We start from the raw sequence: 17,160 nt of genomic DNA on the forward strand, positions 1-17,160 counted from the left end.
TTACTTCTATGAATTAGGCAAACAAATACTTCGCATGGAAGTTGAGATGATCGTCAATAAAGCTTGAGATGAAATAATAGCTATGGTCATAACCAGATTGCATTCTTAAGTTCAGGTTTGAATCATGCACTTTTGCTGCAGCAACCAGCGCTTCTGGCCTAAGTTGCTCGTTGAGGAAGCCATCAGCATCCCCTTGATCAACCAAAATAGGAAGTGGTGATGGTTTTTGCTTGAGAAGCTCACTTGCATCGTATTGTTTCCAGCTCTCAATATCTTTGCCTAAGTAAGCAGTAAAGGCTTTTTGTCCCCAAGGGCATTGGACTGGGTTACAGATAGGGCTAAACGCCGATATTGAGCGATATTGTTCTGCGTTTTTCAGACCAATGGTTAATGCTCCGTGACCTCCCATGCTGTGCCCAGAAATGGATTTTACTTCTGAGACAGGGAAATTGCTTTCAATGATCTCTGGTAACTCTTTAGTCACGTAATCGTACATGAAGTAATGCAGTGACCAAGGTGCTTGAGTCGCATTAAGGTAAAAGCCAGCTCCTTTACCCAGGTCATAGTTTTCATCGTCAGCGATACCTTCGCCTCTTGGACTCGTGTCTGGTGCAATGATCGCAATGCCAAGCTCGGCCGCCATACGAAATGCGCCCGCTTTCTGCATAAAGTTTTCATCGGTGCAGGTTAAGCCCGACAACCAGTACAAAGCGGGTACGGGGTTCGATTTAGTGGCATTCGGTGGTAAGAAAATCGCAAAGCGCATCGTGCAGTTTAGGGCTTTGGATTCGTGTGTATATTGTTTGTGCCAACCGCCAAACACTTTGGCCTGGCTTACATTTTCAATGGTCATGAATAAACTCTCTAACAACAGAATGAATTCAGGCTCCCCAAAAGGAGAGCCTGAGGCAGCATTATTGATCCATATGAATAACAGTACGGATGCTCTTACCTTCGTGCATCAGATCAAACGCTTTGTTTACGTCAGCCAATCCCATTGTATGAGTAATGAACTCTTGCAAGCCAAACTCACCAGCCATGTAACGGTTTACGATTTCTGGAAGCTCAGAGCGGCCTTTAACACCACCGAAAGCCGAGCCACGCCATACACGACCAGTTACGAGCTGGAATGGACGAGTTGAGATCTCCTGACCTGCACCCGCAACACCGATGATCACCGACTCACCCCAACCTTTGTGACAACACTCAAGTGCCTGACGCATCACGTTTACGTTACCGATACATTCGAATGAGTAGTCAACACCACCGTCAGTCATTTCAACAATCACTTCTTGGATAGGCTTGTCGAATTTCTGTGGGTTAATCACATCGGTTGCGCCTAGCTGTTTTGCAAGATCGAATTTGCTTTCGTTGATATCGATACCGATGATGCGGCTTGCACCCACCATGCGTGCACCGATGATCGCTGAAAGACCGATGCCGCCCAGACCAAAGATCGCAACCGTGTCGCCTTTTTCAACTTTTGCCGTATTCATAACTGCGCCCATACCGGTTGTTACGCCACAACCTAACAGACACACTTCTTCAAGTGGTGCATCTTTGTTTACTTTCGCTAGCGAGATTTCAGGGAGTACCGTGTACTCAGAGAAAGTAGAACAACCCATGTAGTGGAAGATGGTTTCACCGTTGATAGAAAAACGGCTTGTACCATCGGGCATCAGACCTTTACCTTGTGTTTCACGCACGGCCTGACAAAGGTTGGTTTTGCCCGATTTACAGAACTTACACTCGCCACATTCTGCGGTGTAAAGAGGAATCACGTGGTCGCCAACCTCAACGCTGGTAACGCCTTCGCCCACCATTTCAACAATACCGCCACCTTCGTGACCAAGAATAGAAGGGAAGATGCCTTCTGGATCGTCGCCTGACAGAGTGAACGCATCAGTATGACAAACACCTGTTGCGACGATGCGCACTAGCACTTCACCCGCTTTAGGAAGCTGTACATCCACTTCTTCCATTTTCAGTGGTTCGCCAGCGGCCCATGCAACCATTGCCTTGGATTTGATGTGAGTTTGACCAGGTTTGATTTCAACAGTCATTGGATTTTCCTTTATATTCTCAGTATATGGAGTGACGTAATAAGCGTAGTTAAGGTTTGCTTACTGCGCTGCGTCGTTTTGCTGGTATCCATTCTAGGTGTTTCAATAAAAATGATAATCCGTCCATTTTGAAAATGATTTTTACATATACGTAATAATGTTAAGGTGAGTGGACAACAAGAGTGTGATGCCTCCTCAAAGCGGAAGGGAAAGCGGAAAAGGCAGTTGACCTGAAGTTAGGTAGAGGGGCTAGAGTAGAACGCAATCAACCCATCAGCGAAGTAAGAGTGATTATGAACAAGACGGATCTGAATGCCTATTTAACCAAGCTCGGTTTGCCAAGAGAGCTACCTGCCGATTTAGAAACATTACATAAAGTACACGTGGCACAGCACCGCAGCCTGCCGTTTGAGAACTTTGATATTGCGTTGCAGCGCGGCATCTCTGTTGAGATTGAAGACATCATTCAAAAAACGGTGTATCACTCTCGCGGTGGTTACTGTTTTGAATTGAATGGTTTAATGCTTGAGGTACTCAATACTCTCGGATTTGAAGCACGCAGTTTACTAGGGCGTGTGCATGTGTCGGGCACACCAACTGGCCGTAGTCATCAAATCACGTTGGTAACGCTGGATGAACAAGCATGGATTGTCGATGTGGGCTTTGGCTCCAATACGCCGCGCGCGCCATTGCCGTTTATCCTCAACCAAGTGATTCAAACGGATTTACAAACCTTCCGCTTTGTCGAAGATGCTCAGTTTGGTTACTTCCTTCAAGTGTTGTCAACGGACGGAACGGACACGTGGAACAACCTTTATAGCTTCGATTTAGAGTTTGTGTTTGCGGGTGATATCGCGTGTGGCAACTTTTTTACTTCCACTTCTCCTCACTCGCGTTTTACCAGCGCAAGAGTTGCGGCGAAAGCAACAGAAAGTGGGTTGGTGACATTGCTTAACTACACACTCAAATACACCAGCCAAGGTGAGCAGACAGAATTGGAGTTAGAGCCAGGCCAAGCCTATCTGGATGCATTGAAAGAATACTTCGGCATTGAACTTGATGCGCAGTACGGCGATCTTCGTCCGTTGCCTGATGCGTAAAATTCTCCCGTTTTCAAAGCGTAGCGCGACGAGAACATTTTCATCACTATTTGTCTAAAAGAGGTCGACAGGAATACAGCATGGCGAATTGGGAAGGGGTCAGCGAATTTGTTGCTGTGGCGGAAACCAACAGTTTTACCGGAGCAGCAGCTAAGCTGAAAACATCGGTGGCACAAATCAGTCGTCGGGTATCGGCACTTGAAGAACGACTTGCGGTGAAATTGCTGCATCGCACGACGCGAAAAGTCTCCCTGTCTGAAGCCGGACAACTCTATTACCAGCAGTGTAAACATTTGGTGGAAGGGTTAGAACTGGCCGAGCTTGCTGTAACGCAAATGCAGACCGAACCGCGCGGTTTGCTGCGCGTGACGGCTCCTGTGACGTATGGGGAAATGAACCTCGCGCCGCTTTTGCATCAGTTTTTGGAAAAGTACCCGCGTGTGGATCTTGATTTAGTGCTGACCAACCAAAAGCTGGATTTGATTGAGCAAGGTGTGGACGTAGCGATTCGTCTTGGCCGCTTGCAAGATTCCAGCATGATCGCCAAGCGTCTTTCCTCACGTCAAACCTACGTGTGTGCCAGTCCGATGTACTTGGAGCGTTTTGGTGAGCCACATACGTTGTCGGAATTGGGACGGCATCAGTGCTTGGTTGGCTCTGTCGACTATTGGCACTTTAAAGAAAATAAACGCGATAAGTCTTTGCGCGTGTCGGGAAGGATTAAATGCAACAGCGGTTTTGCTTTGGTGGACGCAGCGAAACGCGGTCTGGGTTTAGTGCAGCTGCCGGACTACTACGTGCAAGAGGCGTTAGACAGTGGTGAGTTGGTCGAGGTGCTGACCGATTACCGCGATGATCGCGAAGGCATTTGGGCGCTGTATCCGCAAAGTCGCAATTTGTCGCCAAAAGTGCGGTTATTGATCGACTTTTTGGCGCAAGAGCTTGTTGATTAGCGGTTTAAAGTGCCTCATTACAAGGTATGTTGCTAAAACGCCCGGTAATGCCGGGCGTTTTTATTAGGATGAGAGCTGGAATCGAAAAGACATGAACCACTATTGATTGGATTCCGCGTCTTCACGTTTAATCACTTTGTGCCCGTCTTCCGACACGCCTTGTTTCCAATAGCTGCTGATGTAGATATTTTCACGATCAACTTCTTTCTCGTTGCGGAAGTATTGGCGTAGCGCGCGCATTGAATCGAACTCACAGGCACACCATACTGCGGCGTCCCCATCTAGCCATTTTTGTTCGCGTACCGCTTCTGCTAGGGTTTGACCTTCTGTAAGCCAAATTAGCTCTATACCAGCTGGTGCGTGCAGAGGCTGGATGTCGGCCGCAGACACCACACTGATCACGGCGTAGCCTTTTGCCTCTTCTGGTAGCGTACGAATTTTCGCTGAAAGAGCAGGAAGTGCTGTCATATCGGCGGCCATAAAGAACCAGTCAGCCTCGGTATTCAAATTAGAGATACTGCCTGGACCTACGATATTAATCGTATCGCCTTTTTGTGCGGCCATCGCCCAACGCGCGGCAAAGCCACACTGTAAATCTTGTGTGGTGTGGCGGACAAAATCGACTTCGATGGTGTGTGTTTCCGGATGGAAACGACGAATAGTATAGGTTCGCATTAATGGTCGGTTATCGTCGCTTAGCGTGCTCAAATCGGTACCGCCCATCTCATTGAACAATAGCTTGATGTAGCTACCTTCGCAGTCGCGTGGAAACTGGCTTAGCGCTTCACCTTGCAAAGTAATACGCTGCATATTTGGGGTAATTGTCTCTGTATCTGTGACAACAATCGTTTTAGGTTGAGGCTTCTTCTTCATCTTTGACTCTACTCGATAATTATTCTCTTTCTCATTTAAGGTTATCAAGATCTCTCATAAGAGGGTAGTGTCTTTATATAAATTTACACTGTGAATTGAGCTGGATTATTGGAGTATTGCAGTAGTACTGGGGACTGGGTCGAGCAAAATACGTAGAAAAAATAAGAAAGGGCACGCTAACATGCCCTTTCGAACTTAACGATGTAAAGGCTTACTGAGTCTGCTCAAGTAAATGTGTTTTTAGGAATCTATCCATCGCTTGGTAACCATCAAGACGGTTCTCCAAAGAGCGGAATCCGTGCCCCTCATTTTCTTTCACGATGTATTCGACCTCGACGCCTCGTTCGCGCAGTGCATCAACGATTTGGTCTGACTCGCTCTTCACCACGCGTGGATCTTGTGCACCTTGTAGGACCAATAAAGGTGCCTTAATTTGGTCGACATGGAACACTGGTGAGTAGGCTTTCATCATTTTCGCGTCTTCACGATCATTCGGATTGCCTACTTGCTCGTGTAACATTGCAAGGAATGGTGCCCAATAAGGTGGAATGGAGTCCATAAAGGTAAATAAGTTAGATACGCCAACGTAGTCGATTCCGCACTTATACAAATCAGGAGTGAATGTCACCCCCGCCAGAGTTGCGTAGCCGCCATAAGAGGCACCATAAATACATACGTTGCCATCTTGTGCGTAACCTTGTTCAGTAGCCCATTTGACACCGTCGGTAATGTCATCCTGCATGGATTGTCCCCATTGCTTAAACGACTTCTCCCAAAACTCGCGACCATAACCAGTTGATCCCCTGAAGTTCATTTGCAGAACCGCGATACCACGGTTAGCGAATAATTGTACCTCAGGCTGAAATCCCCAGTGATCACGAGCCCATGGACCGCCGTGCGGGAGCACAAGCAAAGGCAGATCTTTGGCCTCTTGACCCTTCGGCAGCGTTAGGTACCCATGAATGGTTTCTCCATCGCGAGCGGTGTATTGGATAGGCGTCATCTTCGCCATATGTTCTGGCTTATGCCATGGAGCGTTTTCTGCCAATTTCTCCAATTTGTCTGCTTTACGATCGTAGAAGTAGTAATTTGGTCGATCGACATCGCTGTAGGTGACGACAATCATTTTACTTTCATCTCGCGTCGCACTAGTTACAGAAATTTCTACATTTGGCAGTTTCTCTGAGAGGCGTTCGAAGGTTTGTTGGTAGGAATCATCTAAGAAGTGATAGTGGTTTTTATCTGTCACGTAAGAGACTGAAACCAGCTTATTAAGCGCTTCAGAGTAATGAGCGCTATTCACGTCAACTTCCGGGTGAGAGAAGATTTCTCGTATTTCTTTATTGGCTTTTACATCGTATTCAACGATGGCTGATTTATCACGCGTAATTCGTGATGCCACATATAAGTTTTTGTTGTCCGGCGTGAATGAAATGGGGCTAAAGCTCTCTTTGAAAGTGAGATTCTTTAGCGGCTTAAATTCATCTTCAACCGTATCGCGATATAAAACGGAGGTATTAACACCATCTGATGTGGTGATGACACGAATGTTGCCATCGTGATCGGTACCCCATGAGCGCACATTGCCCGGGTTTTGCGCAACGAGAGTATTTTCGCCTGTTTTTAGATTATGTCGATAAACATCAAAGACTTGCGGGTTACGCTCGTTACTCGAAATCAAAATGTCATCGGGTTGATTGTCTAGTGTGTCGATAACGTATGCCACAACACCGGATGTCGGTGTGATGGTTTTCTCTTCGCCTGTTTTGACATTAACCGTCACGAGATAAAAGTTCTCATCTCCTCCCGTATCACGAGAGTAAATTACGGTGTCTTCGCCAACCCAGTAGTAGTATGCGATGTCACGCCCTGTTACGGATGTGACGCGTTTTATCTGATCGGGGTTATCTGTGGGATAAACAAAGACGTTCTTACGGTCTTGCCATGGCTTCATCATTGAGATGTAGTCACCAGCAGGAGAGATTTGATAGCTAGAAACTTCGCTGTTTTTAAAGAAATAATCCACTGGATACTCGGGTGGAATCATTTCAGCATTGGTTGTGGTGGATGTTTGACTGCAACCCGCCAATAATAATCCAAAAGTGGCAGCAAGAATAAGCTTGCGAGTGTGCATTGTGTAACGCTCCTTGTGTAAAGGACCTTAAGCTCATGAGCTTTTGGCCAGGGTGATAGATTCATCGCAGTTACTGCGAGCAAGCAACGAACATTAAAAATAGCTGTGGCTTATGATTAGTGTGCTTTTAATAAATAGCGCATTGCTTCGCTACTATGACCCTGGCATTGTCCAAAAGTGGCGTTAGATTGTGATTATTGATTCAGTATCTACCTGAACTTTGTATTAGATCACGGTTTTACGGCTATTTTGTCTTCTATATCATTGGGATAGTCGACAGCAGTAAAAGCGCTGCCATCCCATAGTTAAACCCTTTTACACGCCTAGATGTGGTCAACCAGCGTTGAAGTTGCATGCCTGCCGCAGTCCAAAATGTTACCGATGGCAAGTTAGCTAAGCAGAAGATACCGGCGATAAAAGTCAGCTCTAGCCATGCGCCAACGCTGCTGTACACGGTAATAGCCGTTAACGCCATCGACCAACCCTTCGGGTTCACCCATTGGAATGCCACCGCCCCTAAAAAAGACATTGGGCGAAAATCGTGTTTTGCTTCGGTTTTGCCGCTCGTGGCGATTTTGTACGTCAAGTACAGCAAATAACTCAAGCTCAATACTTTCAAAATGGAGTGAGTAATTGGGTAAGCGTTGAAGAGGCTCATCAAGCCAATGCCCACCAAAATTAACATGGCACCAAAACCGAAGGTAATGCCCAACATGTGTGGAATGGTGCGTTTAAAGCCAACATTTGCCCCTGAGGTCATCAACATAATGTTATTGGGACCCGGCGTAAAAGTGGAGACAAAAGCGAACAACGCCAAAGCGCCCAGTTGATGATATTCCATAGATTGTTCCTTGAATCTGTTCTCGATAAGTTGAGAACAACTATAAGTAGAACTGAGGTCAATATTGTGCTTTTATTTGATGATTAGAAACCAAATAAGCAATGAAACATCATCATGGATAGATTTGACGAAAGAATATTGCAAGTGCTCAAACGAGATGGAAGAATCTCCAATGTGGAGCTGTCGGAACGCGTTGGTTTATCTCCGTCTGCAACCTTACGCCGAGTGCAAGATTTAGAGCGTAAAGGCGTGATCAAAGGCTACCGAGCAGTACTGGATAATCAGCAACTTGGCGTGGGTTTTGTCGCTTATGTGTCGATTGGTTTGGCCTCGCACTCTAAGCAAGCACAGCTTGGTTTTGAAGAACACGTGCGCTTTGTGGATGAAGTGGTGGAATGTCACAATATTACGGGAGCTAATGAATATTTAATACGCGTAGAAACGCAAAGTTTAGCCGCATATAAAGCGTTCCATGCCGATGTACTGGGTGAGTGTGAGCACGTCAAGTCGATCACAACCATGGTGGTAATGGACACACCGAAAGACGAACGTTAGTCGGTCAAGAGTGGCATGGTTTTGTGGCACGCGAATTTGAAGTGACTCGAAAGAGTCAGTCGAGTATGAGATAAGTACACAACAAATGCTGGAAAGCAGATGGCACTCTTACAATTTCCACCTTTATTCTCACCTTCAAAATAATCTCATCCTGCTAGTTTTGCTTAAACCGCTTGTGTTCATGAGCGGCGAGTCAGCAAATTTAAGGATGAACGATGAAATCACATGTAACACTTCCTCTTTTGAGCTTAAGCGCTGTTGCCGCATTGAGCTCATTTAACGTCAACGCCCATGGCTGGGTAGAGTTTCCAAGTGCTCGTCAAAATACGTGTTATTTAGACGGTGGTTTTTGGACCAACGAGATCCCTAACCAAGCGTGTAAAGCGGCTTTTGAAGAATCTGGCGCGTACCCGTTTGTGCAACGCAGCGAAATTGCAGCAAACGTACCAAATTACCGAGATATGGAGCATGTTAAAGCCGTAGTCCGTGATGGCGAACTGTGTTCTGCTGGAGACGCGGCTAAAAAAGGTTTGAACATTCCTTCTCCAAACTGGCAGCGCACCAATGTTACGCCAGATGCAAATAACCAGATTGAATTGGTGTTTTACGGCAAGGCGCCGCACAACCCATCGTACTGGGAATTCTATCTCACCAAGCCGACTTATGATGATTCAAAACCGCTTACTTGGGGGGATTTAGAGCTGATTGACACCGCAGGTGACGTGTATGTTGATACGGAAAAACGCTACCGTATTCAAGTCACTTTCCCTGCCGATCGCTCGGGCGATGCGGTGCTTTATACTCGTTGGCAGCGCATTGATGTCGCTGGTGAAGGTTTCTACAACTGTAGTGACATTACGTTAAACGGAACAGGTACGACGCCGCCGACTGACCCCGTTGATCCAACCGAACCGGGTAATAATCTGACATCTCTGGGCTACTTTGTTCAGCAAGGTTTTGGACCAGTAGAAGCGGGTGACACCATCCGTTTCCGTACGTTTAATGCGACAGGCAATGAAATTGTTGATATTTCACTACCAATCAGCGCAAACAATACGACGACTTGGGCGGCAGAAATTGCGGATCAATTTAACGCGCAGCAAACGGGCGATTGGTATGTGGGCATTTGGCATCAAGAGATGAACCACTACATGTTCGATAGTAAGAACGTAAATGCGAACCAAGTATTAGCGCCAAGCGCAGACTTCAGTTATGCGTTGTCACTGATCAAAGCGGATGTACCGCCACCAGTTGAACCAACCAACTTATGGGACAAGACGGCCGTTTACGACCAAGGTGATGTGGTGACGCACAACGGTAAAGAATGGACCGCTCAGTGGTGGACGTCTGGTGAGGAACCAGGCACAACGGGTCAATGGGGTGTATGGCGTTAAGCCAGTTATTCGGGCCCTGATCAATAAAACCCTTCTCATGTGAGAAGGGTTTGTTTTTTCAGTCTAAAACGACCACTTTGGCGGAGTGGTTGTCTTGAAAATCAGAGCACATATCGTTATTCGCTTGCTCTCCACTCGATCCAGTTGAGCATCGCGTAGTCTGCCAGTTTGAGCATCGGAATGTCTTCGTGTGTATCACCGTAGGCATAAATAGACTCAAACTCGTCGAGCGAAAACGCCGCCTTAACGCGCGAGACTTTTCTTTCTAAACTGCAATCACCTTGCTGGTAAAAGCCACTCAGTTTTGCCTGTTCTGAGATCAGTTCACTGCACAGCAAGCGGTAACCGTTCGCTTCACACCAAGGCTTGAGATACGCATTGAGTGATGCCGACACCACCACAATGGTATCGCCTCTGTGTTGATGCCACGCCAACCTTTCCATCGCTTCTGGCCGTAAGTACAGCGGGATCACTTCATGGGCAAACTGAGCGCCAATCACTTCAATTTGCTGCTTTTCTTTCCCTGAAAATGCAATAAAACTGCTGAGCGGACGCATAAGACGAGCGGGTAACACTCCGAGTTTGTACAGCGCATAAAATGGCATGATAGCGACCTTTCCTACTCGCTTGCGCAGGCCATAAGCAGAATAGTGGAGGAAAAGGCTAAACATATCCTCTCGGGTAATGGTGCCATCAAAATCAAACAGTGCCAGTGACGGCTTGGTAGTATCGAGCAAATTCAGCGCCTATTTTTCGATTTAAGATCGTTTTGTGTTTATTGATAAAACACTGCCAACCAAATGGTTTCTTGCGTTGGGTCAGTCCAGCTCACTTTGTGTTTGGTATGAGCTGGAATCGTAACGTGATCGCCTGCCTCAAGTCGTTTCACTACACCTGATTCAAAAGTCAGCTCTCCAGTTCCTTTAAGAACCAATACCCATTCATGTTCTTCTTGATCGTACCAGCCACTTTTGGGCGAGGTTTGCCCTGTTGAGACAATGCGTTCTATACGCAGGTTTTTGTGGGTCAGCAGGTCTTCGAACACTTCCTCGTCGAGGTTATTCGGTAAGTCTTTAAACAGGTTCATGGCCTTTCCTTAGATAATGATCAGTCCAAAAGGCGCAAGCAATTGCTCTTGTTGCCAATCACAAATTTTAACACCAAACAGAGAAACGCGGCGAACATCTAGCCCGTCTAGTTCGACATGAGTCAGATCACACTGCTCAACGTTAAAGGTTCCCCATTGTTCTGGCGAGAATTCGCAGCGAGATAAATCCGAGCCTTTAAGAGTTGCCCCCGCGAGGTTCGCTCCGTTCCAACGGTTTTCAAAGAGGTCACATTTTTCTAGTAACACTCGCTCGAAGTTACAGTAGGTGAGGTTGCAGCCAGTAATAAAAGCAGAACAGAAAAACATGGTGTTACTGACGCGATTAGCAAAGTTCGCACCTTGGAAGTTTGCCCCTTTGAGATCGCACTTACGCAGCTCCAAGCCCATACAATTTGCGCCGTTAAACAGGCTCATCGCCAACATACAGTTCGTAAAGCTGGCGTCTTTTAAGTTCGCGAAGCGAAAACTACACCCTTCTAGCGCTTTGGATTCGATAAAGCGACAGTCGATGAACTTAGCATCGCGCAGATCGGCATGGTCGAAACTGCACATATAAAAGTGGCAGTTTTTAAAGGTGGCATTCTGAAAATCGTGATGAGAAAAGTTTTCTCGTTCAAAAATGAGATCGGTTTTTAACATGTCTTCTCCTTAGCTGCGAGCAGACTAGCACTCCAAGTGACTGATTTTCCAGAAAAATAACTTCTTGTATTTCAGTGTTTTACAAACCCCTCAAATCGCAATTTTAAGGGGTCAAACGAGCGTTTTAAGTGGGTTGTTTTTTGAAAATAGAAGACGTAGAGGAAGAAAAAAGTTTTTGCTGGCTACAAGCCCTAGCGAGAGGATTCGTGTTTTTGAGTAGGCATGGCTTCTCACACGCACAGTTTGCATTACAGAATTGTATCCGATTTGCATAATTTGTTGATCGGTATGGCGTTTCTCTATACAAAAAAACTATATTTTTCACAAATTGATTTCCATCAAAATAGTAGGGTTTCTATGTGCTAGATTGCGCGCAGCTCAAAAAAATATAGATGCCCGTGTGCTTCAAGGCGCTGAGTTTACTTGAAATCTAAGGCCAGTCAGCAGGCACACCTTTGGGTACGACATAACGAAGCCCTATAAAAGGAAATAAAAAATGAAAAAAACAATCTGCAGTCTAGCAGTGGTTGCTGCACTCGTGTCACCAAGTGTTTTCGCTCATAAACAAGGTGACTTCGTTCTTCGTGTTGGTGCGGCGTCTGTTGTTCCTAATGACAGCAGCGATAAGATTCTTGGTTCTCAAGAAGAATTGAAAGTGGATTCAAATACGCAGCTTGGTTTGACGTTTGGCTACATGTTCACAGATAACATCAGTCTAGAGCTTCTAGCAGCAACACCATTCAGCCACGATATTTCAACAGACTTGTTAGGTCTTGGTGATATCGCGGACACCAAACACCTTCCACCAACGCTTATGGTTCAGTACTACTTTGGCGAGCCACAAAGTAAGTTCCGTCCATATGTTGGTGCAGGTCTCAACTACACCATGTTCTTTGATGAGGGCTTCAATAGCACGGGTAAAGGCGCTGGTCTTTCAGATCTTAAGTTGGATGACTCATTCGGTCTAGCAGCGAATATTGGTGTGGATTACATGATCAACGATCAATGGTTCCTCAACGCTGCTGCGTGGTACGCAAACATTGAAACAGAAGCAACTTACAAAGCAGGTGGAGCGAAGCAAAAAACCGACGTCAAGATTAACCCTTGGGTATTTATGATCAGCGGCGGTTACAAGTTCTAAGAAAAGCCAGTAGTTACACGCACATTACTATTATTGGCATGACTTTGGGGGCGGTTACGGGGACTGCCCCTCTTTTTTATCCTCGTTTTGATTGCACATCATTCACTCAACTTAGCAACACGCAAAATTGGATCTTTACCTTGCAGATCATTTTATTGTCCGAAGATCGAAAAGTCCTACACTGATCACATAATTGAACAAGTGGACAATATAAATGAGCGGCGACATCGCGAAGCATTCTTCCTCCAGATCTAAGCTGGTAAAAACTGTTTTCTTTACTCTCTGTGTTATCGCATTTGGTGCGATGTATTGGTCTTGGCAGTATTCAGACAGTCATCCAAGCACGGAAGATGCCTACGTTAGGGCAAAAATTTTGTCGGTAGCGCCTCAGGTAAAAGGCCAAGTGGTTTCTGTGGATGTCAAAGATTTCCAATCTGTTAATAAAGGTGACCTACTGCTGAAGATAGATTCACGCCCATATTTGTTGGCAGTGAAGCAAGCAAAAGCGGCATACCAATTGGCGGTCCAGCAACATGACGTTGCCGATAAGCAGGTAACTGAAGCCGTTGCGGGCTTAGATGCGGCGCGCTCTAACCTGACAGAAGCGCAAGTGGAGTACAAACGTACGGATTCTCTAGTGAAACGCAAACTGGCGTCGGACCAAGATTTAGATACGGCGAAAAACAAACTAGCCAATGCTCAAGCGAGCCTAGAGCAAGCGCGCGCGACGGTAGAAAAAGCCATTGCGAACCGTGGTGAAGAAGGCGTAGAGGCTGCGGTCGTTCAACAAGCGGCTGCACAGTTAGCGCAAGCGGAGCTGAACTTGAGCTACACCGACATTACGTCACCAGTGGATGGCATTGCCGGTGAAATCAATACGCACGTAGGCTCGGTCGTTAGCGTGGGTCAAACGCTGTTCCCTGTGATTTTAAAAGACAGCTATTGGGTACGTGCGAACTTTAAAGAAACCGATCTTACTCATATTAAACCTGGCATGCATGCGGATGTGGTGATTGATATGTACCCAGACGTGGTGTGGAAAGCAACGGTAGAGCAACTGTCGCCTGCGAGTGGTACATCGTTCTCCTTGATGCCACCAGAAAACGCAACGGGAAACTGGGTTAAAATCAAACAGCGTTTCCCTGTACGTTTGGCATTAGAAGTACCGGCCGATGCGCCGCAACTTCGCGTGGGTGCGAGCTCAGAAGTCACTATTGATTTGCAAAGTAGCGTGCAATGAACCATCAAATTACGGCAGACAAACGGGGGATTGCCACCGTCGCCGTGATGCTTTCTGCCATCATGGTGTTAATCGATATGACCGTTGCGAACGTGTCGCTATCGCACATGATGGGCGCGTTGGGCGCAACGGCAGACCAAATTACTTGGGTGCTGACGGGTTACAGCATGGCGGAAGCGATCTTCATTCCGATGACCAGTTTCTGGGTGTCGCGCTTTGGTGAACGCAAAGTCATGCTGGTTGCTGTGATCGGTTTTGTGATTGCCAGTGCGCTTTGTGGGCAAGCACAGTCTCTTGAAGAGATGGTGCTATTTCGCATTATCCAAGGCGCTTTCGGCGCGTCGGTGATTCCATTGGCGCAGTCGACGTTAGTGCAGATTTATCCGTATGAGCAAAAAGGCAAAGCGATGGCAATTTTCTCCATCGGCATTTTGCTTGGTCCTATTCTGGGCCCAGTCGTGGGTGGCGTGATCACCGACAACATCAATTGGCGCTGGATATTTTACATCAACTTGCCATTCGGTTTGATCTGTACCTCTTTGATTTATCGCTATATCCACATCGACAACAAATCCAAACCTAACTTTGATTGGTGGATCATTGGTTACATGGCGTTAGGTGTGGGCGCGTTGCAGTTTGTGTTGGATAAAGGGAACGAAGAAGACTGGCTCAACTCACGCATGATCCAGACCGCGATATTACTCGCAGTCATGGGATCGGTGATGTGGATTTATCGCAGCTGGAAAACCAAAAGCCCAATAGCGCCATTATGGCTGCTTAAAGACCGAAATCTTATGGTCTCGTCGTTGATGATTGCCGTGGTGTCGATGGCGATGTTTGGCCTGACGACTCAACAACCAATGCTGTTGGAAAGCTTGCTGGATTATCCGGTCTCAACCACTGGCTTATTAATGGCACCGCGTGGATTGGCGTCAGCGGCGATGTTGATTTTGGTGATTAAGCTCAATCCGCAATTCGATCCCAGAATCAAAATAGTCTTTGGCTTGAGCTGCATCGGGATTGGTAGTTATTTGATGACGCAATACTCACTGCAGATCGATACATTTTGGATTGTGATGCCGAGTATGATTCAGGGGATGGGGCTTGGTTTAACCTTCTCGACGCTGTCCACCTTGGCGTATTTAACGATTCCGAAAGAGCAATCTGTCGCAGCGGCGAGTATTTACAATCTGTTCCGTACGATTGGTAGTTCGTTTGGTATCTCTATCGCTACCACGTTCCAATATCGTGATAGTCAGCAGCAATGGCATGCGCTGGGAGAGGGGATTAATCCTTATAATCCTAACTTGCATGACTGGGCGGCCAATCAGGGGCTTTCCATTACCGACCCGGTTGCGTTAGACCAATACCAACAAATGTTGCTGCAGCAATCGCAAATGGTCGCGTTTGTGCACACCTTCCAGCTTGTGGGGGTGATGTTCGTGATCATGATGCCGATGCTGGTTTTCATACGGTCGCGTGAATAACAACAAGTTCAGGTGAACCGTGTAAGAGAACGCCTCTCAAGTTGTGTCAGCTTGAGAGGCGTTTTTTATTGGACGGTGTCAGTGAAAGAAGGACGTTTACTCAAACGTAACTTCGTCAAAATGCGGATTGGCTTTGAGTGCGCGCATTGCGACTAATTGTTCAGTCGGGAAGGCGGTGTGCTCACCATCCATATCTAAAAACAAGCACTCTTGTCGCTGCATGTCGTAGCCTGTGTCGAACGCGTTGCCCTGATGAGTTTCACCATTTTTTAGTGTGATCTCGATAGGGAGCTTAAACATACAGGCGATTTCAATAAAATCGTATTGGCTGCAAGTCACCATAGTTTTCTCCTTTCAAACCGACGCGGTATTCAGAAGGTTTGAGAACCGTATCCTTAAATAGAAGACGTCTGATTGAAACTGAATCTTCATCTTACACCTCATTTTGGTCACGAAATAGACATACACGCACGTTTTAATAAACCTACTGTTGAGCGTTCGCAAGCGAGACAAAACTACGATATGTCTGAGACGATACTTAAGCGCACATACCTAACGAGTGAACAAAAGACACAAAAGCCAAGTTCACTGATTTCCCCTCAAACCTACCATGCGCAGTTGGCGCACCGTATTCACTACTCGCCTCAATTTGAAAACGGCCGCGTTAAAAACGAGATGCCAAATGTCCCTAGTCCGCAATCATTCTGGCAGGTGTGTTGGAGTTATCTTGGTGGTAGAACGCCGTTGAGTCCTAACGAGCATCTGCCACATTCCCCAATTCAACCCACGCAGTTTGCGCAGCGAAGTGAATCGATGCGCCTTACTTGGCTGGGCCATTCCACCATGCTGGTGGAGGTCGATGGCATTCGAATTCTGACCGATCCGGTCTTTGATTACGCTTCTCCGTTCATCGCAAAAGCGTGGTTTGAACGCAATATTCCCAATACCCATGCCAGAGATTGTTTGCCGATTCCTGAAATCATCGTGATTTCGCACGATCATTACGACCATTTAGAAGCATCGACCATACGTTTCTACGCCGATAAACCCGTGACGTTTTATGTACCCTTAGGGGTTGGCAAGCATCTGATAACGTGGGGCGTTTGCGCAGACAACATCGTGGAATTCGATTGGTGGGATAACGTGCACTATGCCGGAATTGAACTGATTTGTACGCCTGCTAACCATAATTCGGGTCGTACTTATTTCGATAAAAACGCGACCCTGTGGGCTTCTTGGGTCATCAAAGGCAAAGAAGAGACGCTCTATTTTAGTGGTGATTCAGCTTACGATTCGCACTTTTCCGAGATCGCACAGCGATGTGGACCAATCGACATTGCCTGTTTGGAAGTGGCTGCTGATGTGAAAGGCCAAGGTTATCCGGTCGAAAACTGGGGGCACATGCAGGCTCATCATACCGTGCAAGCGTTTCGCGATTTAAATGCGAAAAAACTGTTGCCAGTACATTGGGCTACATACGAACTGTTTACTCACCGCTGGGACGAACCGATTTTAGATTTGCTTACCCATTGTCAAAAAGAACATATAACGCTGCTGACGCCAATGCCGGGGGAGAGTTTTTACGTTCATCAAGAACATATAAATAAACAATGGTGGCGAGAAAAAGAAATA

At 46.5% G+C, this 17,160-nt stretch carries 17 protein-coding genes; 8 read left to right on the top strand and 9 right to left on the bottom strand.

All coding sequences use genetic code 11. The annotated features are described in order from the left end of the window. Nucleotides 1-13: 13 nt before the first annotated feature. Both fghA and CAG69_RS17305 read right to left on the bottom strand, forming a co-directional pair. Nucleotides 14-853 (bottom strand): S-formylglutathione hydrolase, encoded by an 840-nt coding sequence (gene fghA / locus CAG69_RS17300; protein ID WP_047009747.1) that lies wholly within the window; start codon nucleotides 851-853, stop codon nucleotides 14-16. Between the two features lie 61 nt (nucleotides 854-914). Further along, entirely contained in the window at nucleotides 915-2,063 is a 1,149-nt protein-coding gene (locus tag CAG69_RS17305; protein WP_005391984.1) for an S-(hydroxymethyl)glutathione dehydrogenase/class III alcohol dehydrogenase, read from the bottom strand. 293 nt (nucleotides 2,064-2,356) lie between these two features. Here CAG69_RS17305 and CAG69_RS17310 point away from each other — a divergent pair, with 293 nt between their 5' ends. Further along, nucleotides 2,357-3,163 carry an arylamine N-acetyltransferase family protein gene (locus CAG69_RS17310; protein WP_046875599.1) on the top strand — a complete coding sequence of 269 codons (807 nt, stop codon included), beginning with the start codon at nucleotides 2,357-2,359 and terminating at the stop codon, nucleotides 3,161-3,163. An 80-nt stretch (nucleotides 3,164-3,243) separates the two neighbouring features. Continuing rightward, nucleotides 3,244-4,116, top strand: a complete 873-nt coding sequence (locus CAG69_RS17315; protein WP_020841645.1) for a LysR family transcriptional regulator — start codon at nucleotides 3,244-3,246, stop codon at nucleotides 4,114-4,116. Between the two features lie 99 nt (nucleotides 4,117-4,215). On the opposite strand, the gene CAG69_RS17320 is transcribed toward CAG69_RS17315, so the two are convergent. The 3 genes from CAG69_RS17320 to CAG69_RS17330 all read right to left on the bottom strand — a co-directional run bounded on the left by CAG69_RS17320 (nucleotide 4,216) and on the right by CAG69_RS17330 (nucleotide 7,964). Further along, nucleotides 4,216-4,989 (bottom strand): siderophore-interacting protein, encoded by a 774-nt coding sequence (locus CAG69_RS17320; RefSeq protein ID WP_161445360.1) that lies wholly within the window; start codon nucleotides 4,987-4,989, stop codon nucleotides 4,216-4,218. A gap of 211 nt (nucleotides 4,990-5,200) precedes the next feature. Beyond that, nucleotides 5,201-7,123: a S9 family peptidase gene (locus CAG69_RS17325; protein WP_161445362.1), complete on the bottom strand. Its 1,923-nt coding sequence runs from the start codon at nucleotides 7,121-7,123 to the stop codon at nucleotides 5,201-5,203. 256 nt (nucleotides 7,124-7,379) lie between these two features. Further along, a complete protein-coding gene (locus CAG69_RS17330) occupies nucleotides 7,380-7,964 on the bottom strand; it encodes a LysE family translocator (RefSeq protein ID WP_161445363.1) in 585 nt (194 codons plus the stop codon). Between the two features lie 114 nt (nucleotides 7,965-8,078). On the opposite strand from CAG69_RS17330, the gene CAG69_RS17335 reads away from it, so the two are divergent. Both CAG69_RS17335 and CAG69_RS17340 read left to right on the top strand, forming a co-directional pair. Continuing rightward, nucleotides 8,079-8,519: an Lrp/AsnC family transcriptional regulator gene (locus CAG69_RS17335; RefSeq protein WP_029862756.1), complete on the top strand. Its 441-nt coding sequence runs from the start codon at nucleotides 8,079-8,081 to the stop codon at nucleotides 8,517-8,519. A gap of 215 nt (nucleotides 8,520-8,734) precedes the next feature. Next, nucleotides 8,735-9,913 (top strand): lytic polysaccharide monooxygenase, encoded by a 1,179-nt coding sequence (locus CAG69_RS17340; RefSeq protein ID WP_161445365.1) that lies wholly within the window; start codon nucleotides 8,735-8,737, stop codon nucleotides 9,911-9,913. Between the two features lie 116 nt (nucleotides 9,914-10,029). Here CAG69_RS17340 and CAG69_RS17345 read toward each other — a convergent pair whose 3' ends face one another. From CAG69_RS17345 to CAG69_RS17355, 3 genes are read right to left on the bottom strand one after another with little or no spacing between them, the layout of a single operon-like run. Beyond that, nucleotides 10,030-10,650, bottom strand: a complete 621-nt coding sequence (locus CAG69_RS17345) for an HAD-IB family hydrolase (protein WP_161445367.1) — start codon at nucleotides 10,648-10,650, stop codon at nucleotides 10,030-10,032. Nucleotides 10,651-10,688: 38 nt separating this feature from the next. Continuing rightward, the gene (locus CAG69_RS17350; protein WP_029865421.1) at nucleotides 10,689-11,000 is read right to left on the bottom strand and encodes a cupin domain-containing protein; all 312 of its coding nucleotides are present in this window, start codon (nucleotides 10,998-11,000) and stop codon (nucleotides 10,689-10,691) included. A 9-nt stretch (nucleotides 11,001-11,009) separates the two neighbouring features. After that, entirely contained in the window at nucleotides 11,010-11,660 is a 651-nt protein-coding gene (locus CAG69_RS17355) for a Qnr family pentapeptide repeat protein (protein ID WP_005391967.1), read from the bottom strand. A 496-nt stretch (nucleotides 11,661-12,156) separates the two neighbouring features. On the opposite strand from CAG69_RS17355, the gene ompW reads away from it, so the two are divergent. The 3 genes from ompW to CAG69_RS17370 all read left to right on the top strand — a co-directional run bounded on the left by ompW (nucleotide 12,157) and on the right by CAG69_RS17370 (nucleotide 15,528). After that, on the top strand, nucleotides 12,157-12,801 hold the full coding sequence (gene ompW, locus CAG69_RS17360; protein ID WP_005391962.1) for an outer membrane protein OmpW: 645 nt from the start codon (nucleotides 12,157-12,159) through the stop codon (nucleotides 12,799-12,801). 214 nt (nucleotides 12,802-13,015) lie between these two features. Next, nucleotides 13,016-14,041, top strand: coding sequence for an HlyD family secretion protein (locus tag CAG69_RS17365; RefSeq protein WP_161445369.1), 1,026 nt, complete (start codon nucleotides 13,016-13,018; stop codon nucleotides 14,039-14,041). Next, entirely contained in the window at nucleotides 14,038-15,528 is a 1,491-nt protein-coding gene (locus CAG69_RS17370; protein WP_161445372.1) for an MDR family MFS transporter, read from the top strand. Before CAG69_RS17365 ends, CAG69_RS17370 begins: the two co-directional genes overlap by 4 nt. Before the next feature lie 96 nt (nucleotides 15,529-15,624). Here CAG69_RS17370 and CAG69_RS17375 read toward each other — a convergent pair whose 3' ends face one another. After that, nucleotides 15,625-15,870 carry a Rho-binding antiterminator gene (locus CAG69_RS17375; protein ID WP_005460845.1) on the bottom strand — a complete coding sequence of 82 codons (246 nt, stop codon included), beginning with the start codon at nucleotides 15,868-15,870 and terminating at the stop codon, nucleotides 15,625-15,627. A 180-nt stretch (nucleotides 15,871-16,050) separates the two neighbouring features. On the opposite strand from CAG69_RS17375, the gene CAG69_RS17380 reads away from it, so the two are divergent. Beyond that, nucleotides 16,051-17,160, top strand: a 1,110-nt coding sequence (locus CAG69_RS17380) for an MBL fold metallo-hydrolase (protein WP_161445373.1), incomplete at its 3' end; no start/stop codon positions are given.

This window comes from Vibrio sp. V43_P6S15P86 (assembly GCF_009904725.1).
Classification (GTDB): Bacteria; Pseudomonadota; Gammaproteobacteria; order Enterobacterales; family Vibrionaceae; genus Vibrio; species Vibrio diabolicus.